The sequence below is a fragment of the Micromonospora sp. IBHARD004 genome (assembly GCF_052814115.1).
The window spans coordinates 1,045,803-1,072,764 of sequence record NZ_CP199934.1 but is presented as its reverse complement, the minus strand read 5'-3'; the positions used below and the strand labels follow the sequence as shown (position 1 = coordinate 1,072,764).

Below are 26,962 nucleotides of genomic sequence, written 5' to 3'. Positions count from 1 at the left end.
TCATCTATTTACTGCACAACGTGGAGATCGATGACGCGCTCCGCCCTCGGCTGATCACACAGCGTCGCCGGCCATCTGCTGCTGCTTGCGCCAGCGAATGCCCGCCTCGATGAAGCTGTCCAGCTCGCCGTCGAAGACCGCGGTCGGATTGCCCGTCTCCTGCTCAGTACGCAGATCCTTCACCATCTGATAAGGGTGCAGGACGTACGAGCGCATCTGGTCGCCCCAGGAGCTGGTGCTCCCGGTCTTCAGGCCGGCCAGCTTCTCCTCCTCCTCCTGCCGCTTGCGCTCCAGCAGCCGGGACTGGAGCACCCGCAGCGCGGAGGCCTTGTTCTGCAGCTGGGACTTCTCGTTCTGGCAGGTCACCACGATGCCGGTGGGGATGTGGGTGAGCCGCACCGCGGAGTCGGTGGTGTTGACGCTCTGCCCGCCCGGGCCGGAGGAGCGGTAGACGTCCACCCGCACCTCGTTCTCCGGAATGTCGATGTGGTCGGTCTGCTCGGTGACCGGGAGCACCTCCACCCCGGCGAAGCTGGTCTGCCGGCGACCCTGGTTGTCGAAGGGGCTGATCCGGACCAGCCGGTGGGTGCCCGACTCGACGCTGAGCGTGCCGTAGGCGTAGGGCACCTTCACCGTGAAGGTGGCGGACTTGAGCCCGGCCTCCTCGGCGTACGAGGTCTCGTAGACCTCGGTCGGGTAGCCGTGCCGCTCGGCCCAGCGCAGGTACATCCGGAGCAGCATCTCGGCGAAGTCCGCCGCGTCCACGCCACCGGCGCCGGCCCGGATGGCGACCAGCGCCTCCCGCGAGTCGTACTCGCCGGAGAGCAGGGTGCGGACCTCCATCTCCTGGATGGCCTTGGTCAGCCCGGTGATCTCGCTCTCGACCTCGGAGAGCACCCCCGGGTCGGACTCCGCCTCGGCCAGCTCCAGCAGCACGCCGGCGTCGTCGAGCCGGGAGCGGAGGCTGCCCAGCTTGCTGATCTCGCCGTTGACGTACGACAGCTGCGAGGTCACGTGCTGGGCCTTGGCCTGGTCGTCCCAGAGGTCCGGCGCGGACGCCTGCTCCTCGAGCCGGGCCTTCTGCTCGTGCAGCCGGTCCAGGTTGAGGACGGCCTCGATGTTGCGGAGGGTGGCGTCGAGTTCCTTGAGCTGTTCGGCGTAATCGGCAGCGGTCACGACAGACAAGCGTACTTGGCTCCCGGCGGTCCGTTCACCTCAGCCGCCCGACCCGCCGGGGCAGGTCAGCCGACCGGGGCGCTCTTGAGCCAGGACAGTGCGGCCTTGTGGTAGGCGACGGCGAACTCCAGCGCGCTGGCATCGTAGGTGTCGCCCTCCTTCTTGGCGTTCTTCACCTGTTCCCGGACCGCCGCGAGGGCCTCGGTGTGATACTCGTTCGCCGACGCGTACAGGTTCTTCAGCTGGCTCGCCGAGTGCAGGTTGCCGAAGGCGATCCGCAGCGCGATCGGGTTGCGGATGGTGTCCCGTCCCGGGTTCTCCGCGAGCCAGCGGGAAAATGTCCGTTTCCCGGCCGCGGTGATCGCGTACGGCTGACTCATCCGCGGCCCGGGCTTGCCGAGCCGCACGAAACCCCGCTCGGCCAGCACCGGCAACTCGCGGTAGACCTGACTGCGGGTCATCGACCAGTACGGCGCCAACCGCCGTTCAGCGGCGGCCATCAGCTGGCCGCCTGTCATCGGGCCCTCGTGCAGCAGGCCGAGCAGGGCTGCCGCCGTGGGGTTGACTCCGGATTCCGCCATGCCCTCTAAGCTGCCACTTTGCCGACCCGGCGTCCAGGATTTGCCGTTTTCGCCACCCGATGGGACTTCCAATGTGCACTGTCGGCGGACGACAGTCCGCCGAGGACCATCGATACCCTCCACCGGACGTCGTCCCGGGGCCGGCCGAGCCGCCGGTGACGCTCCGCGCGCCACCGGCGGCCGTCGCCGGTTCAGCCCATGTGCGGGTACGTGTGGTCGGTCGGCGGGACGAACGTCTCCTTGATCGTCCGCGGCGACGTCCAGCGCACCAGGTTGTGCCAGGAGCCGGCCTTGTCGTTGGTGCCGCTGGCCCGGGCGCCGCCGAAGGGCTGCTGCCCGACCACCGCGCCGGTCGGCTTGTCGTTGATGTAGAAGTTGCCGGCCGCGTACCGCATCTTCTCGGCCACGGCGTCGACCACCCGGCGGTCGGTCGCGAAGATCGACCCGGTCAGGGCGTACGGCGCGATCGACTCGGCCTGGGCGACCGCGTCGTCGAAGCGGGCGTCGTCGAAGACGTGCACGCCGAGGATCGGCCCGAAGTACTCCGTGGTGAAGGTCTCGTGCGCGGCGTCGGAGCACTCGAAGAGCGTCGGCCGGACGAAGTACCCGACCGAGTCGTCGGCGGTGCCGCCGGCCAGGATCCGGCAGCTGGGGTCGTCGGAGATCAGCTCCAGCGCGGCGGTGTGCCGGCTGAACGCCTTGTCGTCGATGACCGCGCCGCCGAAGTTGCGGAAGTCGGTGACGTCGCCGTAGGTCAGCGAGTCGGCGGTGGCGGCCAGCCGGTCGCGCAGCCCACCTTCCCAGAGCGACCGCGGGATGTACGCCCGCGAGGCGGCCGAGCACTTCTGGCCCTGGTACTCGTAGGCACCGCGGATCAGCGCGGTGTGCAGGGCGTCCACGTCGGCGCTGGTGTGCGCGACCACGAAGTCCTTGCCGCCGGTCTCGCCGACCAGGCGCGGGTAGCCCCGGTAGCCGGCGATGTTCTCGCCGACGGTCTTCCAGAGGTGCTGGAAGACCTTGGTGGAGCCGGTGAAGTGGATGCCGGCCAGGTCCGGGTCGGCCAGCACGACATCGGAGACCTCCTCGCCGCGCCCGGTGACCATGTTGATCACGCCCGGGGGCAGGCCGGCCGCCTCGAAGAGCCGCATGGTGAAGTGCGCCGCGAACTGCTGGGTCGGGCCCGGCTTCCAGACCACGGTGTTGCCGAGCAGGGCCGGCGCCGAGGGCAGGTTGCCGGCGATCGCGGTGAAGTTGAACGGGGTGACCGCGTAGACGAAGCCCTCCAGCGGGCGGTGGTCGAAGCGGTTCCACACCCCCGGCGAGGACATCGGCTGCTCCTCCAGCAGCTTCCGGGCGAAGTGCACGTTGAACCGGAGGAAGTCGATGAACTCACAGGCCGCGTCGATCTCGGCCTGGACGGCGGTCTTGGACTGGCCGAGCATGGTGGCCGCGTTCAGGGTGTCCCGCCAGGGGCCGGCGAGCAGCTCGGCGGCGCGCAGGAAGATCGCAGCCCGCTCCTCGAACGGCAGCGCGCGCCACATCGGGGCGGCGTCCTTGGCGGCCTTGACCGCGGCGCGGGCGTCGTCGTGGGTGGCGTGGCCGGTGACGCCGAGCACGTGCGCGTGCTTGTGCGGCTGGACCACCTTGATCGACTCGCCGCCGGCCATCCGCTGCTCGCCGGCGATGGTCATCGGCAGGTCGATCCGCTCGGCGGCCAGCTCGGTGAGCTGCCGCTGAAGCCGCTCCCGGTCGGCGCTGCCCGGCTCGTAGGTGCGTACCGGCTCGTTGCGCGGCTCGGGTACGGAGAACACGGCGTCCATCACAGGCTCCTGTGCGATCTCGACGGCGGTGGCGAAACCGGACCCGCGGGCACCGACCGGACGGCCGGACGCCGGGCACCGCGCGGTGGACCGGTCGCGGCGGCGGGACCTGCGCCGATTCTTCCATGCGACCCCCCTCGGGCCACCCCACCCCGGCTTCCGTCGCCCGCGTCGGCCATTCCTCCCGCCGATCATCAGGACGGACCACCGCACACCGGACCGTAGGCAGGAACGGACGCAGAGCCCGCGAACCGTCGGCGAGCAGCACAACTCTCCTGCGATCCTTCGGCACCCGCCGGGGGGCACCGGAAGCTCTACCGGCCCGCCGTCGCCCGACCCCGTCGCGACCGGCCGCGTCGCCGGAGGCCACCGGGACGGCGCGCCCAGGGCGGAGGCGGGCGCGGAGGAGGGCGCGCGGCGGCGCGTACCCTGGATGGCCGGTGACCTGTCCGGCCGTCGCGGCCGATCCGGCGTCCGTCGAAGGGGAGACGATGAGCAACCAGCCCGGCAGCTCCACGGCCGCGGAACCGGACCAGCCCACGGCAGCCCCGGCCCCGGTCGACCTGCCCGGCGCGGCGCCGGAGGGCACCGGAAGGGTCACCTTCGCCCCGGGCGCCGTGGTGCTCGCGCTGGTGGCCGTCGGCTGGCTGGCGGCGATGCTCTGGTCGACCCGGGCCGCGATCCACTCGGCCGAGGCCGGCGTCACCGCGATCAGCCTCTCCGCGTACGCGCTGCCCGGCGTCATCTCGGCGGCGCTGGTCGCCGGCGCCGCGGTCGCCCTGGCGGTGACCAACCCGCTCACCCGGCGCACCGAGCGCGCCACCCTGCGCTTCCTCGCCGCCGTCGGCACCGGCCTGCTGGTCGGGCTGGCCGCCGCGCTGGCGATCAACCTGACCTACGCCGACAACGCGACCACCAACACGATCGCCGGTACCACCGCGGCGGCGGCCATCATCGGCGGCGCGGTGGCCGGCGCCCGCAACGCCCGGGTGGTCGGCGCGATCGCGGCCGCCGCGCTGACCGTGCTGGTCTTCGTGGTGGCGTTCAGCCGCGCCCGGGACCCGCTCTCCGACCTGTTCGGCGCGGGCGACACCCAGGAGTCGGTGCTCAGCGCCGCGAAGTGGGTCTCCCGGACGGAGTCCCTGCTGGCCGGACTGCTCGCCGGACTCGTCGCCTTCGGCTACCTGACCTGGTCGCGCCGCCGGGCCCGGCGGGACCCCGCCGCGCCGCAGCCGCGCTGGCCGGCCTACCTGCTCGCCGGGGCGGGACCGGGCCTGCTCCTGCTGCTCACCGAGGTGATCATCCGGGTCGGCGGCCGGACGCTGCTCGACCTGGCCGCCGCGCTCAGCGACGCTGACGAGGTCGCACAGACCTCGCTCGGCACCTCGCGGGTGGACAACGGCATCTGGGTGCTCTTCGTCGGGGCGCTGACCACGCTCGTCGCCTTCGGCCGCACCCTCGGCCCGGCGGGCGGCGTGGACGAGGCGGAGCCGGCCGAGGACGAGCCGGCCCGCTGAGGTCCCGCGGCCCCGTCGCCGGGCCGGGCCGGCGGTCAGGAGACGGCGCGGAGCAGCAGGTCCAGCTCGGTCACGTCGTACCACTCCAGCTCGTGGTCCTCCGCGCCGTCGACGGTGAACTGGGCGTCCGGGTCGCCGGCCTGCGCCTCGGCGACCACCTCGGCGGCGGCGGCCACGTCCTCCACCGCCTCCGCGCCGTCGACGTGGATCGCGGCGACCGCGGTCACCGGCACCGGCCCGGTCAGCCGGACGAGGCTGGACCCGAGCTCCCCGTCGACCCGACCGACCGACGCGGCCGGCACGTCCACCGAGACCACCACCCGCCGGCGGGGCGCGGCCGGGTCGGCCCGGAGCAGGAGCAGCGCGTCCTGGGCGGCCCGGGTGAAGGCGACGTACTCCAGCTCCTCCTCGTCACCCTCGGCGTACCACTCGCGCAGCAGGGGGGTGACCGCGTGTGCCTCGCCATCGGCGAGCCCCTGCTCGCGCAGCCGCGACAGCATCGGGACGGTCGCCGGCACGTACACCCGGACAAGCTCGTCGGTCACGGTGTCTCCCCTGCTCAGGCCCGGGTCGGCGGACGCCGGCCCCGGGCGCCGATCATGCCGTACGCCGTGACCGTCATACACCCTGCACCCGCCCGGGAGAAGTTTCCCGCCGGTGTGTCCCGTCGGCCGGTGCCGGACGCGGCGGAGACGCGGCTGGGTATGCGACGCCACTGATGGCAAACTGAGGCAAACGACGTCAACCCCGGGAGTTCGCCGTGGAGCCGAGGTTCCTGCTCCTGTCCGACGTGGCCGCGGAGCTCAACGTCTCGGACTCGCAGGTCTACCACATGGTGCGCAGCGGAGAGCTGCCTGCCATCAAGATCGGCGGCCGGGGGCAGTGGCGGGTCGAGCGCGCCCGGCTGGAGGAGTACATCGAGCAGAAGTACGCCGAGACCGCCGAATGGGTACGCGGAAACCCGCTCACCGACCGCGACGGCGAGTGACGCGGCATTGACGGCGAGCACTTCCCTGCCGGAAACTGAACCCTGTCGGAGGCAAACGAAGGTAAACGCAACGAACAGGGGTTGAGGATGGTCGACACCCGCCGCCCACCGGCACCGCGCCCGCCGGTCCGCCTCCGTCCCGCGCCACCGATCGACCCGCCCTGCGCCGACGAGGGCGAGCCCTGGTTCCGCCCCAGCGCGGATCAGCTCACCCTCGACCTCTTCGATCCGCGCCGGCGCGATCCCGGCCGCCCCACGGGCCGGCACGCCGACGTCCGCCCGACCCCCGCCGGGCCCGGTCGCCGGGCCGGCGCGCCACCGGCCGCCGCCCTGGTCACCGCCACGCCGGAGGCCACCCGGGCGGCACACCGGTTCGTCCGCACCTTCCTGGAGATCGTCAACGGCTACCGGCCGCCCGGCCAGCTCCGGCCGCTCAGCGACCCGGCCGTGGCGACGGAGGTCGCGGCCGAGCTCGCCCGCGCCGTCCACCGCGTCGGCCCGGTACGCCGCCGCGCGACCCGCCCGGTCCTCCGGCTCCGCCGGCTGCGCGTCTGCGAGCCGCGGGCCGGGGCGGTGGAGGCGGCCGCGGTGCTCGCCGGGGCCGGCGGCGCCAGCTGGGCGATCGCCCTCCGGCTGGAACACCGCCGCGGGAACTGGCTCTGCACCACCCTCCAGGTCCTCTGACCGGCCCGTCGTCGACCGTCACCGACCCTGTCGCACCGTGATCAGCCGGCCGACGAGCGCCGGGGACCGGAGGCGGAGACGCGGACGGGCCCCGACCGTTCCCGGTCGGGGCCCGTCGTCGCTGCGGGGTTGCTCAGGCGCCGCTGTTCGGTGCGCCGTGGCAGCGCTTGTACTTGCGGCCGGAGCCGCACGGGCAGGGCGCGTTGCGGGACGGGCCGCCCTCACCGCCGTCCACCTGACCGGGCGTCGCCCGACGCGCGGTGCTCGCCGCGACGGACTGGCCGCTCATGCCGGCCGCCGCCGGGCGACGCGGCGAGGACGGGTTGGCCGGGGCGGCCGGCCGGGCCGTCTTCTCCGGGCGGCCCAGGCCGAGGGCCGGCGCCTGCTCCTCGGACCGCTCGACGGCCACCGCGCCGGCGCCCGCCTCACCGTCGATGGTGGGCGCGGAGTACTGCAGGCCCTGCTGCTGCGGGGCGCGGCCGAGGCCCTTGGCGCGGATCTCCACCGGCTTCTCCAGCAGCTGCACCTCCTCGGCCTCCGGCTCGGGCTCCTCAACCTGAACCTCCAGGTTGTAGAGGAAGCCGACCGTCTCCTCCTTGATGCCGTCCATCATGGTGGCGAACATGTCGAAGCCCTCGCGCTGGTACTCGATGACCGGGTCGCGCTGGGCGTACGCCCGCAGGCTGATGCCCTCCTGCAGGTAGTCCATCTCGTAGAGGTGCTCACGCCACTTGCGGTCGATGACCTGCAGCAGCACCATCCGCTCGAGCTGGCGTACCGCCTCCTCGCCGAGCGTCTCCTCGCGCCGGTCGTACGCGGCGTCCGCGTCCTCCTTGAGCCGGGCGAGCAGGAAGTCCTGGTCGAGGCCGGCGCGGGAGCCCACCTCGTCCTCCAGCTCCTCGACGGTGATCCCGACCGGGTAGAGCTGCTTGAGGCTGGACCAGAGCTGGTCCAGGTCCCAGTCCTCGGCGTAGCCGTCGCTGGTGGCGCCCACGACGTACGCGGTGACCACGTCGTCGATCATGTTGCGGACCTGCTCGGAGAGGTCCTCGCCGTTGAGCACCCGGAGCCGCTCGGCGTAGATCACCTGGCGCTGCTTGTTGAGCACCTCGTCGTACTTGAGGACGTTCTTCCGGATCTCGGCGTTCTGGCCCTCGATCTGGGCCTGCGCGCTCTTGATCTGGCGGGTGACCATCTTCGACTCGATCGGCACGTCCTCCGGGATGTTGAAGCGCTCCATCACCGCCTCGACCGCGCCGGCCCGGAAGCGCTTCATCAGCTCGTCCTGAAGGGAGAGGTAGAAGCGGGACTCGCCCGGGTCACCCTGGCGGCCGGCCCGGCCGCGCAGCTGGTTGTCGATGCGCCGGGACTCGTGCCGCTCGGTGCCCAGCACGTAGAGGCCACCGGCGTCGGCGACCTCCTCCGCCTCGACGTCGCAGGCCTCCTTCCACTTGGGCAGGACCTCCTCCATCGCCTTGGCGTACTCGTCGGACTGCTCGACCGGGTCGAGGCCGCGCTGGCGCAGCTCGTTGGCGGCAAGGAACTCGGGGTTGCCGCCGAGCAGGATGTCCGTACCCCGGCCGGCCATGTTGGTGGCGACGGTGACCGCGCCCTTGCGCCCGGCCTGGGCGACGATCTCCGCCTCCTTGGCGTGGAACTTGGCGTTCAGCACGGAGTGCGGGATGCCCCGGCGGCGCAGCAGCGTGGAGAGGATCTCCGAGTTCTCCACCGAGACGGTGCCGACCAGCACCGGCTGACCGGCCTGGTGCCGCTCGGCGATGTCCTCGATGACGGCGTTGAACTTGGCCTTCTCGGTCTTGTAGATGACGTCGGCCCGGTCGAGCCGGACCATCGGCCGGTGCGTCGGAATGGTCACCACGCCGACCTTGTAGACCTTGTTGAACTCGCTCGCCTCGGTCTGGGCGGTACCGGTCATGCCGGAGAGCTTCTCGTAGAGGCGGAAGTAGTTCTGGAGGGTGATGGTGGCCAGGGTCTGGTTCTCCTGCTTGATCTCCACCCCCTCCTTGGCCTCGATCGCCTGGTGCATGCCCTCGTTGTAGCGGCGGCCGTGCAGGATGCGGCCGGTGAACTCGTCGACGATCAGGACCTCACCTTCGCTGAGGATGTAGTCCTTGTCGCGCTTGTAGAGCTCCTTGGCCTTGATCGCGTTGTTCAGGTAGCCGACCAGGGGGGTGTTCACCGACTCGTAGAGGTTGTCGATGCCGAGCCGGTCCTCGACCTTGGCCACCCCGCGCTCGGTGATGGCGATGGTCCGCTTGGCGTAGTCGACCTCGTAGTCGCCCTCACCGTCGGTGCCGGGCTGGAGCCGGGCCACCACGCCGGCGAACTCCTGGTACCAGCGGGCCGAGTGCTCGGCCGGGCCGGAGATGATCAGCGGCGTCCGGGCCTCGTCGATGAGGATCGAGTCGACCTCGTCGACCACGGCGAAGTTGTGGCCGCGCTGCACCAGCTCGTCCTTCGACCAGGCCATGTTGTCGCGCAGGTAGTCGAAGCCGAACTCGTTGTTGGTGCCGTAGGTGATGTCGCACTCGTACGCCGCGCGGTGCTCGCTGGCCGGCCGGTTCGGCAGGACGACACCCACGGTGAGGCCGAGGAACTCGTGCACCCGGCCCATCCAGGCGGCGTCGCGCTGGGCGAGGTAGTCGTTCACCGTGACCACGTGCACGCCCTTGCCGGAGAGCGCGTTGAGGTAGACCGCCATGACCGAGGTCAGGGTCTTGCCCTCACCGGTCTTCATCTCGGCGATGTTGCCGAAGTGCAGCGCCGCGCCGCCCATCACCTGGACGTCGTACGGCCGCTGGCCGAGCACCCGGGCGGCCGCCTCGCGCACCGTGGCGAAGGCCTCGGGCAGCAGGTCGTCGAGGGTCTCACCGTCGGCGAGCCGCTCGCGGTACTGCTCGGTCAGGCCGCGCAGCTCGTCGTCGGTGAGGTTGACGTAGTCGTCCTCGATCGAGTTGACGGCGGCGGCGATGGCCTTGAGCCGGCGCACCATACGGCCCTCGCCAGCGCTAAGGACCTTTTCCAGAATCGACACGGATCAACGCTCCCCTAGACAGTCTCGAACCATCGTAGGCGCTCCGCCGCGGCGATGGTCACTGGTGGCGGCGGTCCGGGGCAGCGAAACCGACATAACGCGCGGCCCACGCCCTGACCGGCGGTTTATCGGGTTACGCCCAGCGCGAACGATCCGGCACGATGGCTCGGGTGGAGCCTGTGGAGATCACCGAGGATGGCCTGCTGCTGCGACCCTGGCGGGCGGAGGACGCCGACGCGGTGCACCGCGCCTGCCAGGATCCGGACATCCAGCGCTGGACCACCGTACCCCGCCCGTACCTGCCCGAACACGCCCTCGGGTTCGTCACCGAGATCAGCGGCAGGGCCTGGGCGGACGGCACCGGGGCACCGTTCGCGGTCTGCGACGCGGCGACCGGCGAGCTGCTCGCCTCCTGCGGCCTGGTCTCCATCGACCGGGGCCTGGACTCCGCCGAGGTCGGCTACTGGACCGCGCCCTGGGCGCGCGGCCGGGGGGTCGCGGTGCGGGCCACCCGGGCGGTCGCCCGCTGGGCGTTCGACGCGCTGAAGCTGCGCCGGATCATCTGGCAGGCCGAGGTCGGCAACCACGCCTCCCGGTTGGTGGCGCTCCGGGCCGGCTTCCGGGTCGAGGGCGAACTGCGGCTGGCCCATCCGGCGGTCGACGGTCGCCGGGGGGCCTGGGTCGGCTCGCTCTTCCCGGACGAACTGGCCGCGCCGGGCGAGCCCACGCCGGCCGGCGCGGACACCCTCCCCGCCCGCCGGGCCGCCGTCTTCGGCCGGCCGCAGCCGGTCCTCTTCGCCACCGTCGGCGCCAGCGAGCTGCGGCTGCGCCCGATGGAGGAGCGCGATCTCGACGCCGTCATCACGACCTGCCGGGACGAGGAGACCATCCGCTGGACCACAGTCCCCCACCCGTACGAGCGCTCGCACGCCGAGGGCTTCATGCGGGACTTCGCCGAGGCCGCCTGGGCCCGGGGCACCGGCGCCTACTACGCCATCGCCGACGGCGACGACCGGTACGTCGGATCGGTGGACCTGCGGATCTCGCCCACCGACCCGCTGAACGGGGACGTCGGCTTCATGACCGCCCCGCACGCCCGGGGCCGCGGCTACATGCCCGCCGCGGTGGGCGCCCTGACCGCGTGGGGCTTCACCACGCTGGGCCTGGCCCGCATCGAGTGGCGGGCGCTGGCCGGCAACACCGCCTCCCGCCGGGTCGCCGAGAAGGCCGGCTTCGCCTTCGAAGGCACCGCCCGTGGCCTGCTGGCCAGCCGGGACGGCCGGGGCGACGCCTGGGTCGCCGCCCTGCTCGCCGAGGACCTCATGTGACGCCCGAGGTGATCGAGGCTCACGGGGTCCGGCTGCGGCTGTTCCGCCTCGACGACGCGGCGGACACCGCGGCCGCCTGCGCCGACCCGCTGACCCAGCGGTTCATCTCCGGCATGCCCGACCCGTACACCGAGGAGACCGCCCGCTGGTGGATCACCGAGGGTGCACCCGCGGCCTGGGCCAGCGGCGGCAGCGCGTACGCGATCGCGGATCCGGCCACGGACCGGCTGCTCGGCGGCGTCGGACTGAGTCAGGTGGTGCCCTACCGCGCGCAGGCGGAGATCGGCTACTGGGTGGCGCCGTGGGCGCGGGGCCGCGGGGTGGCGAGCGCCGCCACCCGCGCTCTCGCCGGGCACGCCTTCGCCACCGGGACCGCCCGGCTGGAGGTGCTCACCCACCCGGAGAACACGGCCAGCCAGCGGGTCGCGCTGGCCGCCGGCTTCCGGCACGAGGGGGTACGCCGCTCCGCGACCCCGGTCCGCGGCGGTGGCTGGCACGACCTGATCGCCTGGGTACGCCTCGCCGACGACCCGCCCGGGGCGGCCGCCCGGCTCCTGCCCGACCTGCCCGACGGCCGGCTCACCGACGGCGTGGTGACCCTGCGCCGGCTGGGCCCGGACGACGTGGCGGCGATGTACCGGCTGCACACCCGGCCCGAGGTGGTGGCGAACCGGGTACCGCCGGCGCCGCCCACCCGGGCGGCGATCGAGCGGCGCTGTCTAAAGGCGGAGAGCCACTGGCTGGCCGGCGGCTCGGCCGACTTCGCCGTACTGGACGCGGCGACCGGGGCGGTGGCCGGCGGCTGCGCGTTGGTCTACGACGAACCGTCGACCGGCCAGGCCATGCTCGGCTACAGCCTGCTGCCGGAGGCCCGCGGGCGAGGGCTGGCCACCCGGACGGTGCGGCTCCTCGCCGGTTGGGCGTTCGGCGTCGGGCTGGCCCGGCTCTGGGCCGGCACCCGGCCGGAGAACGTCGCCTCCCAGCGGGTGCTGGAGAAGGTCGGCTTCCGCCGGGAGGGGCTGGCCCGCGGCCGGCTCCCCGGCCCGGACGGCACCCGGGTCGACTCGGTCCTCTACGGCCTGCTCGCCACCGACCTGCCGTCGGCGCGCTGAGGCCGGAGACGACGCGGAGCCGTGGTGGTGCCCACCACGGCTCCGCGGCCCGGTGTCTCAGGGTGGTCAGGGGTCAGGCGTCGAGCGAGATGATCCCGTAGTCGTAGGCGCGGCGACGGTACACGACACTCGGCCGACCGGACTCCTTGTCCTGGAACAGGTAGAAGTCGTGGCCGACCAGCTCCATCTGGAACAGGGCGTCGTCGATGGTCATCGGATCGGCGGGGTGCACCTTCTCCCGCGCGATGTGCCACGGCTGGTCGTCGTCGTACTCCTCGTAGCTGTCCTCGGGTCGTTCGGCGACCGCGGTGGCCGCCCGGCCGCCGTCGGCGAGCGCGGCGGACACGGGGTCGCCGAGGCCGGCGACCGGCAGGTCCGCGGTGGCGGCGGCGACGGAGAGCGGCGCGTGCCGCCCCCGGTGGACCCGGCGCCGGTCGGCCGCCCGGCGGAACCGGGTGTCCAGCTTGGCGATGGCCGCGTCCAGCGCGCTGTAGAAGTCATTCGTGCAGGCCTCGGCCCGGATCACCGGGCCGCGCGAGACGCAGGTGATTTCCACCCGCTGGCAATGATCGGCCTGGCGCGGATTGCGCTCGTGGAACAACTCCACGTCGACCCGAATGAGCTTGTGGTCGTAGCGTTCGATCTTCGCGAGTTTCTCGGCTACGTGTACCCGGTAATGGTCCGGCACTTCGACGTTACGGCCCTTGACCACGATGTCCACGTGACCTCCCTTGTTCGGACGGTCGTTCGGTCCGGCACCCGGTCGGCACGCCTGGGAGATCTCCCGTTCGGCGTCGACCGGTTCAGTACGGCTACGCCTCCTCTCACCGTCGGGAGCGGGTGGAAAGACCTCCTACCCCCGACAGGAAAACGCTAACGCCTGTTCCTGTGACAGTCACCCCTGGTTGTCGAGACCGCCCAGGAATTTTCACAGCTCGTACACCATGGGGTGAAACGGAAACACGAAGCGTCACCAATGGCGTCGTTTTTGCGTTGCGGCGAGCACCGCCGCGACGTTTGGCGTCATTCCCGCCGCGCGCAAGACCCGACTCACCGCCGCCAGGGTCACCCCGGTGGTGACGATGTCGTCGAGCACCACCACCGAAGTCCCCTCACCGACCGGCGGCGGGCTGCCGGGCCGGCGCAGCCGGAACGCCGACTCCGCCGCCACGGCCCGGCCCGCGCTGCCCAGGGCGACCGAGTCCGGCCGGGGCAGCGCCCGCAGCGGCCGGAGCACCCGCACCGGCCAGCCGGCCCCGCGCAGCCGGGCCGCCACGTGGCCGGCCAACCGGTCCAGGTGGTCGCCGTACCGGGCCCGGGCCGCCGGCGCGGAGTCCGGCACCGGCACCAGGACCACCGGCCCGGACCGGTCCACCGCCGCGGCCACCACCTCGGCGAGCAGCGCGCCCAGCGGCCGGGCCAACCCGTGCCGGCCCCGCTCCTTGTACGCGAGCAGCCCCTCCCGCAGCGCACCGGCGTACGGGCCGAGGGCCACGCAGGGCGGCAGGTCGGGCGGGGCGGGGGTGGGACGCGCCGGGGCGGGGCGCAACGATTCCAGCTCCTGGACGCAGCCGGGGCAGAAGCCCTGCCGCGTGCCCGGCGCCCGCGCGCCGCAGCCGGCGCACCCGGCCGGCAGCACCAGGTCGGTCAGGTCCGACCAGAGCCCGCCCAGGTCCCGCACCGGCGGCTCAGTAGAGGAAGAAGGGGACGGTCGGGTTGGACGCCTTGACCCCTGCCGCGGGCGGCGTCACGTCCAGCACCTGGTCCCGTTTGATGGTGTCGAAACCGTTGTTCCGGTAGGCCACCCGGTTGGCCTCGTACATGTACGAGCCGGTGGGCAGCCCCCCGACCGCGCCGCCCGGATAGGCGGAGAGGTGGGTGACCGGGGCGCCGATGTCCCGCTTGAGCGCGGTGTCGCGCGCGCCGTCGACGGTGGTCTGGTAGATCGACCTCTCGGGCCGCCCCTCCGAGCGCAGCTCCGAGCCCGCGAAGACCAGCTGGTTCTCGGCGTACCAGTCGACGGCGGTGACGTCGGTGAGCCGGGTGACCAGTCGACGGGGCTGGCCGACGGACATGCCGCCGTCGAGGCTGACCGCGGCGACATAGAGGGCGCCGTCCACGATCAGCGCGATCCGGTGCCCGTCGAGCGAGGCGGCCACCGCGCTCACCGGCCCCTGCACGGGGAGCAAGATCTGTTTCAGGCCGGCCAGGTCGTCGAAGCGGTAGAGCCGGTTGTCGGCCACCACCAGGCCGTACTGATGCTGCGGGTCGAGCGAGCGGAGCCAGGTCGGGCGGCCGACCGAGGCGTACCAGCCGGTGCCGTTGGACGGCGTCACCGGGTCCGGCCCGGAGCCGACCATGAGCCGCTGCTTCCGGTCCGCCCGGGTGACCACCAGCGCGGCGAGGATGTCGTCGCCCGAGCGACTGAGCGCGGCCGAGACGACCCCCTTGTTCGCGGCGGCGGCCACCGGGACGGTGCCGCTCGGCTCGCCGACGAAGGAGAGCGGGTGGATCGCGCCGTCGTAGACGCAGTACCGCTCCGGGCTCCCGCTCGTCGGGTACGCCGGATTGTCAAGGCGTTCCTGCTTGAGGTCGACCGTCAGCCGGTTCTGGTTCTGGATCTTCAGATCGAGCTGACCGGTCAGCTCCGGCAGCGACCAGGCGAGCTGGGTGGCGAGCAGAGCCAACTGGTCGTCGTTGGCGCCCGGCATTTCCAGGTTGATCTCCCAGCGCCCGTCCGAGCCGGTGGCGTTGTTGATCGGGGCCGTGCGGTCCGGCAGCTGGGTGACCCCCGGGGCGAGCCAGTCCGACGGGCCGCGGGCGAGCCACTTGACGACCTCGGTGACCCGCCGTTCGGCGGGCACCGCGGAGGGCAGGTAGCGCTGGTCGGGCACCAGCCGGGTGTGGTCCGAGTTCCAGAAGTAGATGGTGTGCTCGACGTAGTAGCTGCCCAGCGCCTCGTCGCTGAGCAGCAGCACGTTCGGCAGCTCGGTGAGGACCAGCCCCGGCTGACCGTCGCCGGCCGGCCGCAGCTTGAACCGGTAGTCGGTCTCACTGGCCGTCGGCGGCGCGAGGGTGCCGTCGGCCCGGAGCACGCCGACCTGCTGCACTCTGACGGTGACGTCGTAGGTGCCGTCGCTGTTCGACCTGGCCTCGGGATTCTCCCGGAGCCGGACCACGGTCAGCGCGATCTCGCTGCTCTGCCTCTTGGACGGCCGGCCCTTCGCATCCTGCGCGATGAACTGCATGACCCGGCTGTACGCCTGCTCCCGCTCCCCCGCCGCCGCGGCGAGGTAGTTGCGGACGAACTCCTTCGGGTCGTTGGTGTCCGTCCGGGTGGCCGGCCGCGATCCGCCACCGTTGGTCGAGCCGCCCTCCACCGCCGGCCCGGAGCCGTCCACCTGGACGTCGGAGTCGGCCGGGATGCCGCAGCCGGTCAGTCCGGCGGTGAAGAGCGCGCCACCGAGCACGGCGGCCAGCAGGCGCCTCACGAGGTCACCTCCGCCCGGTCGCCGCCGGCCGGGGCGGGGCCGACGGCCAGCGCGCCGGCGCTGCCCGGGCCGATGGCCAGCAGGCCGCCGTCGCGGGGACCGCCGAACGGCAGCGCCGCGTCGGCCGGTACCAGCCGCAGCGGCGAGGTGGTCAGCCGGTCCCCGGCCCGGGCCGGCAGGGTCAAACGGAACTGGGCGCCCTGCCCCGGCGCGCCCCACGCCTCCAGCCAGCCGCCGTGCAGCCGGGCGTCCTCCAGGCTGATCGACAGCCCGAGCCCGGTCCCGCCGGTCTGCCGGGCCCGGGACGGATCGGCCCGCCAGAACCGGTTGAAGACCAGCTTCTCCTCGCCCGGCTTGAGCCCGACGCCGTGGTCCCGGACGGTGATCGCCACCGCGTTCTCGTCCATGCCGAGGGTGATCAGCACCGGCTTGGCCTCGCCGTGCTCGACCGCGTTGCCGACCAGGTTGCGCAGCACCCGTTCGACCCGGCGCGGGTCCACCTCGGCGATCACCGGGGTGGCCGGCACGTCCAGCTCGATGGTCACCCCCACCCGCTCGGCCAGGCCGGCGAGCCGGTCGGCCACCCGGTGCACCACCGGCACCAGGTCGGTCGGCTCGGAGTCCAGCACGGCGAAGCCGGCGTCGAACCGGCTGATCTCCAACAGGTCGGTGAGCAGCTCCTCGAACCGGTCCAGCTCGGCCTGGAGCAGCTCGGCGCTGCGGGCCACCGCCGGATCGAAGTCGTCCCGCTCGGCGAAGATCAGGTCGGCGGCCATCCGGACCGTGGTCAACGGCGTGCGCAGCTCGTGCGAGACGTCGGAGGTGAACCGGCGCTGCAACCGGGACATCTCCTCCAGCCGGAGGATCTGCCGTTGCAGGTTGGTCGCCATCTGGTTGAACGAGGCGGCGAGCAGGGCCAGGTCGTCCTCCCCGTTGACCGCCATCCGCTGGTCGAGCAGGCCGGCGGAGAGCCGTTGGGCCGTCCGGGCGGCCACCCGCACCGGGGTCACCACCAGCCGGGTGACCAGGGCGGCGAGCAGGCCCAGCAGGAGCACCAGGGCGACGCCGGTGGCGACCACGGTGGCCCGGGCGTCGGCGGCGGTGGCATCCTGGCGGGCCAGCGGCACGAGGTAGTAGAGCTCCAGCTGGCCGAACCGGGTCGGCACCGGGGAGCCGTACACGAGGTACTTGGTGCGCTCGCCGGCCAGCTCGCCGGTGCGGATCTGGTGGGCGATGTGGCCGGCGGCGACGGAGGCCCGCAGCTCCCGGCTGATCAGCGGGCGGACCTGGACGTTCGGCGAGGTGCGCGGCTCGATGATCCCGGTGTACCTGTCCGCGGTGATGGCGACCACCACCCCGCTGGTCTGCGCCGGATCACCGCCGGCCAGGTAGTTGACCGTGCCGTCGATGGTGTCCTGGAGCTGGGCCTCCTGCGGCTGGCTGTAGAGGCCGAACTGCTTCGAGGCGTAGTCGCTGCCGTTGCGCAGCCGCAGCAGGACGTCGGTCTCCGCGTTCTCCAGCAGGATGCTGGTGATCTTGTCGGCGATCAGGTACGCGAACCCGCCGACCAGCAGGCTGGAGGCGACCAGGGTGATGGTCACCACCCGGACCTGCAACGACCGCCGCCAGGTCTGGTGCAGGCCGGCGACCAGCCCGGCCGACCAGGCGGCGAGGGCGCGCCAGAGCGTCCGCGCGGCCTGGAGCCGGCGGGACGCGGTGGTCGGCGAGTCGGGGCGCGGGGAGGTCACCACAGTGCGACCAGGCTATCCGGTACCCGCCTTGTAGCCCACGCCCCGAACGGTGAGAATGATTTCCGGCCGCTCCGGATCCGGCTCGATCTTGGCGCGCAGGCGCTGCACGTGCACGTTGACCAGGCGGGTGTCCGCGGCGTGCCGGTAGCCCCAGACTTGCTCCAGCAGCACCTCACGGGTGAAGACCTGACGCGGCTTGCGGGCCAGCGCGACCAGCAGATCGAACTCCAGCGGGGTCAGCTTCACCTCCTCGCCGTCCCGGCTGACCGTGTGCGCCGGCACGTCGATGGAGATCTGGTTGCCGGGCGGCCCGATGGTCAGCAGCTCCGGCGCGACGTCCTCACCCCGGCGCAGCCGGGCCCGCATCCGGGCTACCAGCTCCTTGGGCTTGAACGGCTTGACCACGTAGTCGTCGGCCCCGGACTCCAGCCCGAGCACCACGTCCACCGTGTCGCTCTTGGCGGTCAGCATCACGATCGGCACGCCGGATTCGGTCCGGATCGCCCGCGCCACGTCGATACCGCTCATCCCGGGCAGCATCAGGTCGAGCAGGACGATATCGGGCCGATTGTCACGGAACGCGGCCAGTGCCCGTTCCCCGTCCGCGACGAAGGAGGGCACGAAGCCCTCGCTACGCAGGACGATGCCGAGCATCTCGGCGAGCGCGGGGTCGTCGTCGACCACCAGTACCCGGGCTCTCATGGGGTTTATCGTTCCATCCCCGTTCGTTTCGGAGGGTTGGGCGTCACCACGGCACCGTACTGCGGCGGGGCACCCGGCACCACAGATGACGGCTCACCGGACGCGCGTGGCGCGCCACCCGGCGTGCGGGTCCACCGGCACAGGACCGGCCATGCAACCATGATCCCCCGGGCGCGCCGCCGCCCGCCACCACCGCCCGTCCGCCAGGAGTACGCGTGCCCGACGTCGGCCCGACCGCCGTGCTGCCGCGCCGCCCGCTGACGGTGGGCGAGCTGCTGGACTCGGCGGTGCTGCTGCTGCGCGGCCAGGCCCGGCTGCTGGTCCCACTGGCCGTCCCGCTGGCGCTCGGCGAGCAGCTGCTGCTGCAGCCGCTGCGGGTGCTGGCCGACGCGCGACCGCCGGAGTACTGGCTCGACGCCGGCCGGTTGGGCTGGTTCTGGCTGCTGCTCGCGGTGGGCGCGGCCATCGAGGCGACGATCATCGCGCTGCTCGGCAACCCGGCCGCCCGGGGTGCCGGGGCGGCGCTGCTGGGCCGCCGGGCCAGGCCCCGCGAGCTGCTGCGGCCCGCCGGCGCCCGGTGGGGGGCCACCATCGGGCTCGCGCTGGCGGTCGGGCTGGGCGTGCTGGTCGCGGCGCTGCTCGGGCCGGTCTGGTTCGTCGCGTACGGGCTGCTCGGCGCGGTCGTCCCCGCGCTGGTGGTGGACCGGCTCCCCGCGTACGGGGCACCGCTGCGCGCGCTGGCGCTGGCGGTCCGCTCCGGCGGTCGGGCGGCCGGCATCCGGCTGCTCGGCTACCTGGGCTGGTGGCTCATCCGGCTCGGCATCGGGCTCGGCGTCTTCTACGGCCTCCTGCTGCTGGCGCTGGTGGACCTGACCGACCCGGCGTGGGCCCTGCCGGTGGCCACCGCGGCGTGGGTCGGCGTGAACGCCGTCGCCTACCCGGCGCTGGCCTGCCTCGACGCGGTGCTGCACCTGGAGACCCGGATGCGCACCGAGGGCCTGGACATCCGGCTCTCCCGCGCCCCGGCCGGCACGCCGGAGCCGGTCCTGCTGGCGGTGCGGCGATGAGCCGGTGGTGGACCGAGGCCGTCGCCGCGCTCGGCGACCTCGTCCCGCTGCCGCTCGCCGCCCTGCTGCTGGTGCTCGCCGCCCTGCTCGCCGCGCTGGCCTGGTACTTCTTCCCGGCCTGGGTACCCCGCCGGCTCCCCCGAGTGCGCATCCCCCGGCTCCGGCTGCCCCGACCGCGGCTCCCCCGCTGGCGGCCGCCCCGGCTGCGACTGCCCCGGCTCCGGCTGCCCCGCCGCCGGCGTCCCCCCGCGCGGACCGCCGCGGCGGCCGCCGCCGTGCCCGCTCCCCGGGCCGCCGAGCCGGAACGGGTGGCCGCCGGGGCCGCCTCGCTCGCCGACCGCCTCGCCGCCGAGGGCCGGTACGCCGAGTCGGTCCGGGAGCGGCTGCGCGACATGGTCCGCGAACTCGTCGCCCGGCGGGTGGTCGAGCACCGCCCCGGGATGACCGTCACCGAGCTGACCGCGGCGGCGGCCCGGGGCCGACCCCGGCTGCACCCCGTCCTGGTCGCCGCCGGGGCGATCTTCTCCGACCTCTGGTACGCCCAGCGCCCGGCCACCCCCGAGCACGACCGCCGGATGCGCGAACTCGCCGCCGACCTGCACCGGGAGCTGACCGCCGACCTGGGGGGCGGTGACCGGCCGTGACCGACACCCTCGCGGCGCCACCCGCCGTCCAGCGACCGCCCCGCCGCGCCCGCCGCCGACACCGGGTGCTGATCCCGCTCGGGCTGGCCCTGCTGCTGATCGTGGCCACCCTGGTGGCCCACGCCGTCGACCAGCCCGACCCCGCCGACCACGGGTTCCTCTCCCCGGTCGCCACCGGGGACGACGGGGGCAGCCGGCTCGCCGAGGCGCTGCGCGGGCAGGGGGTGACCGTACGCCGGGAGACCGACACCCTGCGCGCGCTGCTGGCCGCCCGGCCGGGTCCCGCCACCCTCTTCGTGCCGGCGCCCGAGCTGGTGCACCCGGACACCGTCGCCGCCCTGGACGACCTTCCCGCCGGCAGCCGCCTGGTCCTGGTCGACCCGTCCCGCCGGGTGCTGGACGGGCTCGGCCTGCCGCTGACGCCCGGCGACCGCCGCTGGGCCACCCGGGCCACCCCGCCGGACGCCGACGGTCACCCCTGCGCCCTGCCCGAGGTGACCCGCGCCGGCACCGCCGCCGCCGACCGGCAGCGGTACCCGACCCCGGCCAACCGGTCGGCCACCCGCTGCTACGCGGGCGGGCTGGTCCGGGTGCCCTGGCGTACCGAGATCGTGGTGATCGGGGCCAGCGACCCGTTCCGCAACGACCGGATCGACGAGTACGGCAACCGGTCCCTCGCCACCGGCCTGCTCGGCGGGCCCCGCCCGCTGGTCTGGCTCGACCTGGACGGCCCGGCGCCCGCACCGACCATCGGGGACGGCACCGCCGGCGAACCCGCCTGGTCGCCGTCGCCGGGCGGCTCCGCCGGGCCGGAGGGTGACGGCCGGCCGGGGAGCGACGGCCGGCCGGCCCGGGACCCCGACCAGCAGGGCGGCGGCCCACCGGACGACGACCGGGCCGACGGCGGGCAGCAGCGGAAGAACCCGCTCTGGTCCGCCTTCCCGGTCTGGTTCTGGGCGCTGCTCGTCCAGCTCGCGCTCGCCGGCCTGCTGCTGGTGCTCTGGCGGGCCCGGCGCCTCGGCCCACCCGTGCCGGAGCCGCTGCCGGTGACCGTCCGCTCCGCCGAGACCGTGCTCGGGCGGGCCCGGCTCTACCGGCGCGCGGGCGCCCGCGGCCCGGCCGCCGAGACGCTGCGCGCCGCCGCGCGGGACCGCCTGCTGCCCCGGCTCAACCTGCCGCCCGACACGCCGGCCGCCGAGGTGGCCGCCCGGGTCGCCGCGCACACCGGCCTCGACCCCGACCGGGCGGCGGAGCTGCTCCACGGCGACGAACCGGCCACCGACCAGGAGCTGGCGGAGCTGGCCCGCGCGCTGGACCGGCTGACCCGTACGGTCGCCCCCCGACCCGACCATCCGACCGAAGGAGACCCCCGGTGACCGGACCCGTTACCGCCGCCGCGCCGGCCGGCGAACAGCACGACGCCCGCGCGGCCCTGCACCGGCTGCGGGCCGAGGTGGCCAAGGCAGTCGTCGGGCAGGACGCGGTGGTCACCGGCCTGGTGATCGCCCTGCTCTGCCGCGGACACGTGCTGCTGGAGGGGGTGCCCGGGGTGGCCAAGACCCTGCTCATCCGGACCCTGGCCACCGCCCTGGACCTGGACTCCAAGCGGGTCCAGTTCACCCCGGACCTGATGCCCGGCGACGTGACCGGATCGCTGATCTTCGACCCCCACACCGCCGCGTTCACCTTCCGGGAGGGGCCGGTCTTCACCAACCTGCTGCTCGCCGACGAGATCAACCGGACCCCGCCGAAGACCCAGTCGGCGCTGCTGGAGGTGATGGAGGAGCGGCAGGTCTCCGTCGAGGGCGAGCGGCGGGCGCTGCCCGACCCGTTCATCGTCGCGGCCACCCAGAACCCGATCGAGTACGAGGGCACCTATCCGCTGCCCGAGGCGCAGCTCGACCGGTTCCTGCTCAAGCTCACCGTGCCGCTGCCCAGCCGGGACGAGGAGCTGGGCGTGCTCCGCGCGCACCACGCCGGCTTCGACCCCCGCGACCTGCGCGCCGCCGGCGTACGCCCGGTGGCCACCGCGGCCGACCTGGCCGCCGCCCGGGAGGCGGTCCGCCGGGTGCACGTCGCCGAGCCGCTCTTCGGCTACCTCGTGGACCTCTGCCGGGCCACCCGGAACACCCCGGCGCTGGAGCTGGGCGCCTCGCCGCGCGGCGCCACCGCCCTGCTCAACACGGCGAAGGCGTGGTCCTGGCTGGCCGGCCGCGACCACGTCGTCCCCGACGACGTCAAGGCGGTCGCCCGGCCCACCCTGCGCCACCGGCTCCGGCTGCGCCCGGAGGTCGAGCTGGAGGGCGTCAGCGCCGACGCGGTGCTGGACACGGTGCTGGCCACCGTGCCGACGCCGCGATGACCTGGCGGGCGGCGCTGCTGCTCGGTGCGGGCGCGCTGACCCTGCCGGCCTGGCCGGCGCCGTTCCTGGGCGTGGCGGCGATGACCGGCCTGGTGCTGCTGCTCGTCGCCGTCGACTGGGCGCTGGCCGCGCCGCTGCACGCGGTCGGCGCCACCCGCTCCGGGGACCGCACGGTCCGGCTGGGCGGCACCGCCACCGTCACGCTGCACCTGGCGAACACGTCCGGCCGTACGCTGCGCGCCCAGGTGCGCGACGCCTGGGTGCCATCGGCGGGCGCCCGGCCGGACGTACCGCCGCAGCGGGTGCTCCTTGTCGCGGCGGGCGACACCGCCGCGCTCCCCGTCCGGCTCACCCCGGCCCGGCGCGGCGATCGGCCGGCGGCGGCGCTGACCGTCCGCTCCTTCGGGCCGCTGCGGCTGGCCTTCCGGCAGCGCGCCGATCGCCCCGGCACGCCACCGTGGACGCTGCGCGTGCTGCCCCGCTTCGACTCCCGGCGGCACCTGCCCGAGAAGCTGGCCCGGCTGCGGATCATCGACGGCATCCAGGTCACCCGGGGCCGCGGCCAGGGCACCGAGTTCGACACCCTGCGCGAGTACGTGGTCGGCGACGACGTGCGCTCGATCGACTGGCGGGCCAGCGCGCGTCGCGCCGACGTGCTGGTCCGCACCTGGCGGCCGGAGCGGGACCGGCGCCTGGTCTGCGTCCTGGACACCGGCCGGACCTCCGCCGTACGGGTCGGCGACGAGCCGCGGCTGGACACGGCGATCGACGCGGCGCTGCTGCTCACCGCGCTCGCCGCCCGCGCCGGTGACCGGGTCGACCTGATCGCGGCGGACGCGGCGGTGCGGGCGACGGTGACCGGCAGCGGTCGCCCCGCCCTGCTCTCCCGGCTGGTCGACGCGGTCGCCCCGCTCCAGCCCGCGCTGGTGGAGACGGACTTCGAGCTGATCGCCGGTGAGGTGCTGCGCCGGGAACGGCAGCGCAGCCTGGTGGTGCTCTTCACCGCACTGGAGGCCGGCGCGCTCGGCGAGGGCCTGCTGCCCGTGCTGCCCCGGCTCGCCGCCCGTCACCGGGTGGTGATCGCCGCGACCCACGACCCGGTGCTGACCGGGCTCACCACCGACCCGCCGAGCGGGCCGGACGGCGCGTACGCCGCCGCCGCGGCCTGGCGGGCGCTGGCCGAACGGGACCGGGTCCGCGCCGCCCTGACCCGGCACGGCGTGACCGTCGTGGACGCCCCCGCCGACCGGCTGGCCCCCACGATCGCCGACACCTACCTGCGGCTCAAGGCGCTCGGCCAGCTCTGACCGGCCGCCCCGGCCGGCCCCACCGCGGGGCGGGTGGCCGCGTACCGGCCGAGCAGCAGCGCGTACGCCAGGAAGGCCAGCCACACGGCGGCGCCGATCCCGACGCGGACGGCGACCGGCACGGGCGCCGGGGTGACGAACGCCTCCAGCAGCGCCGACACGGCGAAGAGCCCGACCAGGCCGACGGCGACCACGATGGCGGAGCGGCCGGCGGCGGCGACCGCCCGGCCGCGGCTGAGGTGGGCCGGTGGCGCGATCCACGCCCACCCGGTCCGCAGGCCGACCCCGGCGGCGACGAAGATCCCGGTCAGCTCCAGCAGCCCGTGCGGGGTGATCAGGCCGAAGAAGACGTCCGCCCGGTCGTAGGAGACCATCACCCCGCCGACCACGCCGAGGTTCAGCGCGTTCTGCCAGAGCAGGTAGAACACCGGCACCACCAGCACCCCGGCGGCGAGGCACTGGGCGGCGATCCAGGCGTTGTGCGTCCAGAGGTGGAAGGCGAAGGTGGGCGCGGCGAACTCCGTGTAGTAACCGGCGAAGCCGGAGTCCACCAGGTCGGCGGCGGCGTCCTCGCCGATGAACGCGGCGGCGGTCTCCGGGTGCCCGGCGACGAACCAGATGAGGAACCCGCTGAGCGCGCTGAACGCGGTGGCCACCCCGCACCACCAGGGCCAGGCCCGGTAGAGGGCGGCCGGCAGGTCGGCGACGAGGAACCGGCGCACCGCCGCCCAGGAGGGCCGGGGCCGGCCGGTGATCCGGGCCCGGGCCGCCAGCACCAGGTGGGAGAGGCGGTTGACCAGCGCCGGGTCGGGTGAGCGGCTGCGCAGCACGGAGAGGTGGGTGGCCGCCCGCTGGTACAGCGCGACCAGCTCGTCGACCTCGGCGGCGTCGAGCCGGCGCCGGCCGGAGAGCTGCTCCAGCCGCCGCCACTCGGCGCCGTGCTCCGCCACGTACGCGTCGAGATCCACTCGTCCTCCCCGGTCCGGCGCCCATAGTGTTCACTGTCCGGGTGAGAGCGCAACCTCCCGCACCGGCACGGGCGGCGGACCGGTGGGCCGACGCGGGCCTGGTCAGTGGCGAGGCGGTGGAGCTGGACGTCCGGGCGGCCCGGCTCGGCTCCCGGGTGCTCGCCCTGCTGATCGACCTGCTGGCCCAGGCGGTCCTGGCGGCGACGCTCTCCGTCGGGCTGTCCATGCTGCTGCTCGCCCTGCCCACCGCGGTGCTGGACGCCGCCCTGAGCGGCGCGTTGCAGACGGTGCTGCTGGTCCTGGTGCTGGTCGGCTATCCGGTGCTGATGGAACGTTTCGTCGGCGGCCGGACGATCGGCAAGCTGGCGGTGGGCCTGCGGGTGGTCCGCGCCGACGGCGGTCCGGTCGGGGTGGGGCAGTCGCTGACCCGGGCCCTGGTGGGCGTCGCGGTGGAGTGGCCGGGGCTGGTGCTGCCGCTGCTGAGCTGGGTGGCGAGCGTGACGGTGATGGTGACCGACCCGCGCGGGCGGCGGCTCGGCGACCTGGTGGCCGGCACGATGGTGGTGCACACCCGGGGCGCCGCGGTGTGGCGGCCGGTCCCGCTGGCCGTCCCGGCGCTGCTCGGCTGGGCGCACACGCTGGACCTGACCCGGTTGGACGACGGGCTGGCCCTGGCCGCCCGGCAGTACCTGGGCCGGGTGCACCAGCTGGTGGAGCCGGAGCGGGCCCGGCTGGGGCGCGAGCTCTGGGCCGAGGTGGCCGCCGTGATCACCCCGCCGCCGCCGTGGGCCGCGCCGGAATCCGTCTACCTGGCCGCAGTGCTGGCCGAGCGGCACCGTCGGGCCGTGGGCCGGCTGCGTCGTACCCGCGGGGTCACCGCGTCGCTCTGGCCCGAGCTGACCGCCTCGCCGGTCGCGGTGGCGGCGTCGCCGGGGCCGGCCGCGCCGGAGGCGACGGCCCCGACCGTGTTGCGGCCCGCCGCGCCGGCGCTCGCCGTCCCCACCCAGCCCGATCCGGTACGCGGACAGCCCGCCCCGGTCGACGCCGAGCACCCGGTCGGCTGACCCGGCCGGCGACCGACGTCAGGCGAAGAGCGCGCGTCCCCAGTGGTCGGCGGCGTCGCGGACGCCCGGCGGGCAGGCGAAGACGCCGCTGGAGACGTGGCGCAGGTACTCGTTCATCGCGTCGTGCCGGGACAGCCGGGTCTGGATCGGCACGAACTGCTTGCGCGGGTCCCGCTGGTAGGCGATGAAGAAGAGACCGGCGTCGAGCCGGCCCAGCCCGTCGGAGCCGTCCACGAAGTTGTAGCCGCGGCGCAGCAGGCGGGCGCCGTCGTTCTGGGTCGGGTGGGCGAGCCGCACGTGCGCGGTCTCGGCGATCACCGGCTCCCCGTCGTCGCCCTTCACGGCGAAGTCCGGCTCGTCGAACTCCTTGCCCTTGCCAATCGGCGCGCCGCTGCCCTTGGTCCGGCCGACGATCTGCTCCTGCTCGACCAGCGAGGTTCGGTCCCAGGTCTCGATCTGCATCCGGATCTTGCGGGTGACCAGGTACGACCCGCCGGTCATCCAGTCCGGCCCGTCGCCGGGCTGGGCCCAGAGGTGGTCGCGGATCAGTGCGGCGTCCTCGGCCTTGAGGTTGGCGGTGCCGTCCTTGAAGCCGAAGAGGTTGCGCGGGGTGGCCTGGTCCCGCGAGGTCGACGAGGTACGCCCGAAGCCGAGCTGCGACCAGCGGACGCTGACCACGCCCATGCCGATCCGGGCCAGGTTACGGATGGCGTGCACCGCCACCTGCGGGTCGTTGGAGCAGGCCTGGACACAGATGTCCCCGCCGGAGATCTCGGGGCGCAGCGCGTCCCCGGCGAAGTGCGGCAGGTCGGCCAGCGCGGGCGGCCGCCGGTCGGCGATGCCGAACCGGTCTCTGCCCTGGGCGTCGCGGAAGAGCGTCGGGCCGAAGCCGACGGTGAGGGTGAGCTGCGACGGGGGCAGCCCGAGCGCCTCGCCGGTGTCGTCCGGCGGCGCCTCCGGCATGCCACCGACCGCGCCGATCAGCCCGGCGTCCTTTCCGGCGGTCATCCGGGCGGCGGCGGCCGTCCACTCCTGCAGCAGCGAGACCAGCCGAGCCCGATCCTTGGTGATCACGTCGAACGCGACGAAGTGCAGCCGGTCCTGGGCCGGGGTGGTGATGCCGGCCTGGTGCGCGCCGAGGAACGGCACGGCACCGGCGGCGACGCCCTCGTTCGCCTCCGCGTGGTCCGAGCCCCGGACCAGCGCGCCCGCGCCGGCCGCGACGCCGGCCACTCCGGCGACCCCGACGCCGGCCAGGGTGATGGCCCGGCGCCGGGACAGCGTCGTCCCGCGCGGCGCGTCGGCGGACGGCGCCTCACCAGTGGTGTTCTGCTCGCTCATCGCT

Annotated in this window: 23 protein-coding genes; 11 read left to right on the top strand and 12 right to left on the bottom strand. The window is 74.1% G+C overall.

The annotated features are described in order from the left end of the window. Positions 1-54: 54 nt before the first annotated feature. The 3 genes from prfB to pruA all read right to left on the bottom strand — a co-directional run bounded on the left by prfB (position 55) and on the right by pruA (position 3,577). Entirely contained in the window at positions 55-1,176 is a 1,122-nt protein-coding gene (prfB, locus tag ACTWO6_RS05280) for a peptide chain release factor 2 (RefSeq protein ID WP_446218518.1), read from the bottom strand. A gap of 65 nt (positions 1,177-1,241) precedes the next feature. Next, complete coding sequence (locus tag ACTWO6_RS05275; protein WP_130331976.1) at positions 1,242-1,757, bottom strand: PadR family transcriptional regulator; 516 nt, start codon at positions 1,755-1,757, stop codon at positions 1,242-1,244. A 191-nt stretch (positions 1,758-1,948) separates the two neighbouring features. Further along, positions 1,949-3,577, bottom strand: coding sequence for an L-glutamate gamma-semialdehyde dehydrogenase (pruA, locus tag ACTWO6_RS05270; protein WP_446218517.1), 1,629 nt, complete (start codon positions 3,575-3,577; stop codon positions 1,949-1,951). A gap of 491 nt (positions 3,578-4,068) precedes the next feature. On the opposite strand from pruA, the gene ACTWO6_RS05265 reads away from it, so the two are divergent. Then, on the top strand, positions 4,069-5,094 hold the full coding sequence (locus tag ACTWO6_RS05265; protein ID WP_446218516.1) for a hypothetical protein: 1,026 nt from the start codon (positions 4,069-4,071) through the stop codon (positions 5,092-5,094). 35 nt (positions 5,095-5,129) lie between these two features. Here the strand turns inward: ACTWO6_RS05265 and ACTWO6_RS05260 are convergent, their stop codons facing one another. Then, entirely contained in the window at positions 5,130-5,639 is a 510-nt protein-coding gene (locus tag ACTWO6_RS05260; RefSeq protein WP_130331970.1) for a DUF6912 family protein, read from the bottom strand. A gap of 215 nt (positions 5,640-5,854) precedes the next feature. Between ACTWO6_RS05260 and ACTWO6_RS05255 the strand changes: the two genes are divergently transcribed. Continuing rightward, entirely contained in the window at positions 5,855-6,082 is a 228-nt protein-coding gene (locus ACTWO6_RS05255; protein ID WP_446218515.1) for a helix-turn-helix transcriptional regulator, read from the top strand. An 87-nt stretch (positions 6,083-6,169) separates the two neighbouring features. After that, the gene (locus tag ACTWO6_RS05250; RefSeq protein WP_446218514.1) at positions 6,170-6,766 is read left to right on the top strand and encodes an Rv3235 family protein; all 597 of its coding nucleotides are present in this window, start codon (positions 6,170-6,172) and stop codon (positions 6,764-6,766) included. 133 nt (positions 6,767-6,899) lie between these two features. Here ACTWO6_RS05250 and secA read toward each other — a convergent pair whose 3' ends face one another. Then, positions 6,900-9,821, bottom strand: a complete 2,922-nt coding sequence (gene secA, locus ACTWO6_RS05245; RefSeq protein ID WP_446218513.1) for a preprotein translocase subunit SecA — start codon at positions 9,819-9,821, stop codon at positions 6,900-6,902. A 161-nt stretch (positions 9,822-9,982) separates the two neighbouring features. Here secA and ACTWO6_RS05240 point away from each other — a divergent pair, with 161 nt between their 5' ends. Together ACTWO6_RS05240 and ACTWO6_RS05235 are read left to right on the top strand one after the other, a co-directional pair. Beyond that, the gene (locus ACTWO6_RS05240) at positions 9,983-11,149 is read left to right on the top strand and encodes a GNAT family N-acetyltransferase (RefSeq protein ID WP_446218512.1); all 1,167 of its coding nucleotides are present in this window, start codon (positions 9,983-9,985) and stop codon (positions 11,147-11,149) included. Continuing rightward, positions 11,146-12,261 carry a GNAT family N-acetyltransferase gene (locus ACTWO6_RS05235; RefSeq protein ID WP_446218511.1) on the top strand — a complete coding sequence of 372 codons (1,116 nt, stop codon included), beginning with the start codon at positions 11,146-11,148 and terminating at the stop codon, positions 12,259-12,261. The genes ACTWO6_RS05240 and ACTWO6_RS05235 overlap by 4 nt, the downstream gene beginning before the upstream one ends. A 73-nt stretch (positions 12,262-12,334) precedes the next feature. Here the strand turns inward: ACTWO6_RS05235 and hpf are convergent, their stop codons facing one another. From hpf to mtrA, 5 genes are all read right to left on the bottom strand, one after another. Next, positions 12,335-12,982 (bottom strand): ribosome hibernation-promoting factor, HPF/YfiA family, encoded by a 648-nt coding sequence (gene hpf, locus ACTWO6_RS05230; RefSeq protein WP_446218510.1) that lies wholly within the window; start codon positions 12,980-12,982, stop codon positions 12,335-12,337. Between the two features lie 249 nt (positions 12,983-13,231). Beyond that, positions 13,232-13,942, bottom strand: a complete 711-nt coding sequence (locus ACTWO6_RS05225; protein ID WP_446218509.1) for a ComF family protein — start codon at positions 13,940-13,942, stop codon at positions 13,232-13,234. Positions 13,943-13,949: 7 nt separating this feature from the next. After that, entirely contained in the window at positions 13,950-15,752 is a 1,803-nt protein-coding gene (locus tag ACTWO6_RS05220) for an LpqB family beta-propeller domain-containing protein (protein ID WP_446218508.1), read from the bottom strand. Next, entirely contained in the window at positions 15,749-17,503 is a 1,755-nt protein-coding gene (gene mtrB / locus ACTWO6_RS05215; RefSeq protein ID WP_446218507.1) for an MtrAB system histidine kinase MtrB, read from the bottom strand. The genes ACTWO6_RS05220 and mtrB overlap by 4 nt, the downstream gene beginning before the upstream one ends. Positions 17,504-17,515: 12 nt before the next feature. After that, positions 17,516-18,205 carry an MtrAB system response regulator MtrA gene (gene mtrA, locus ACTWO6_RS05210; RefSeq protein WP_109800655.1) on the bottom strand — a complete coding sequence of 230 codons (690 nt, stop codon included), beginning with the start codon at positions 18,203-18,205 and terminating at the stop codon, positions 17,516-17,518. A 215-nt stretch (positions 18,206-18,420) separates the two neighbouring features. Between mtrA and ACTWO6_RS05205 the strand changes: the two genes are divergently transcribed. From ACTWO6_RS05205 to ACTWO6_RS05185, 5 genes are read left to right on the top strand one after another with little or no spacing between them, the layout of a single operon-like run. Then, positions 18,421-19,272 carry a hypothetical protein gene (locus ACTWO6_RS05205; protein WP_446218506.1) on the top strand — a complete coding sequence of 284 codons (852 nt, stop codon included), beginning with the start codon at positions 18,421-18,423 and terminating at the stop codon, positions 19,270-19,272. Continuing rightward, positions 19,269-19,916 (top strand): DUF4129 domain-containing protein, encoded by a 648-nt coding sequence (locus ACTWO6_RS05200; protein WP_446218505.1) that lies wholly within the window; start codon positions 19,269-19,271, stop codon positions 19,914-19,916. The genes ACTWO6_RS05205 and ACTWO6_RS05200 overlap by 4 nt, the downstream gene beginning before the upstream one ends. Continuing rightward, positions 19,913-21,292, top strand: coding sequence for a DUF4350 domain-containing protein (locus ACTWO6_RS05195; protein WP_446218504.1), 1,380 nt, complete (start codon positions 19,913-19,915; stop codon positions 21,290-21,292). Before ACTWO6_RS05200 ends, ACTWO6_RS05195 begins: the two co-directional genes overlap by 4 nt. Further along, the gene (locus tag ACTWO6_RS05190) at positions 21,289-22,278 is read left to right on the top strand and encodes an AAA family ATPase (RefSeq protein ID WP_446218503.1); all 990 of its coding nucleotides are present in this window, start codon (positions 21,289-21,291) and stop codon (positions 22,276-22,278) included. Before ACTWO6_RS05195 ends, ACTWO6_RS05190 begins: the two co-directional genes overlap by 4 nt. Then, positions 22,275-23,585 carry a DUF58 domain-containing protein gene (locus tag ACTWO6_RS05185; RefSeq protein ID WP_446218501.1) on the top strand — a complete coding sequence of 437 codons (1,311 nt, stop codon included), beginning with the start codon at positions 22,275-22,277 and terminating at the stop codon, positions 23,583-23,585. Before ACTWO6_RS05190 ends, ACTWO6_RS05185 begins: the two co-directional genes overlap by 4 nt. On the opposite strand, the gene ACTWO6_RS05180 is transcribed toward ACTWO6_RS05185, so the two are convergent. Further along, positions 23,552-24,553: a stage II sporulation protein M gene (locus ACTWO6_RS05180; protein ID WP_446218500.1), complete on the bottom strand. Its 1,002-nt coding sequence runs from the start codon at positions 24,551-24,553 to the stop codon at positions 23,552-23,554. The two genes, ACTWO6_RS05185 and ACTWO6_RS05180, sit on opposite strands and share 34 nt — an antisense overlap. Before the next feature lie 41 nt (positions 24,554-24,594). Between ACTWO6_RS05180 and ACTWO6_RS05175 the strand changes: the two genes are divergently transcribed. After that, the gene (locus ACTWO6_RS05175; RefSeq protein ID WP_446218499.1) at positions 24,595-25,617 is read left to right on the top strand and encodes an RDD family protein; all 1,023 of its coding nucleotides are present in this window, start codon (positions 24,595-24,597) and stop codon (positions 25,615-25,617) included. Between the two features lie 18 nt (positions 25,618-25,635). Here ACTWO6_RS05175 and efeB read toward each other — a convergent pair whose 3' ends face one another. After that, complete coding sequence (gene efeB / locus ACTWO6_RS05170; protein ID WP_446218498.1) at positions 25,636-26,958, bottom strand: iron uptake transporter deferrochelatase/peroxidase subunit; 1,323 nt, start codon at positions 26,956-26,958, stop codon at positions 25,636-25,638. Positions 26,959-26,962: the final 4 nt, after the last annotated feature.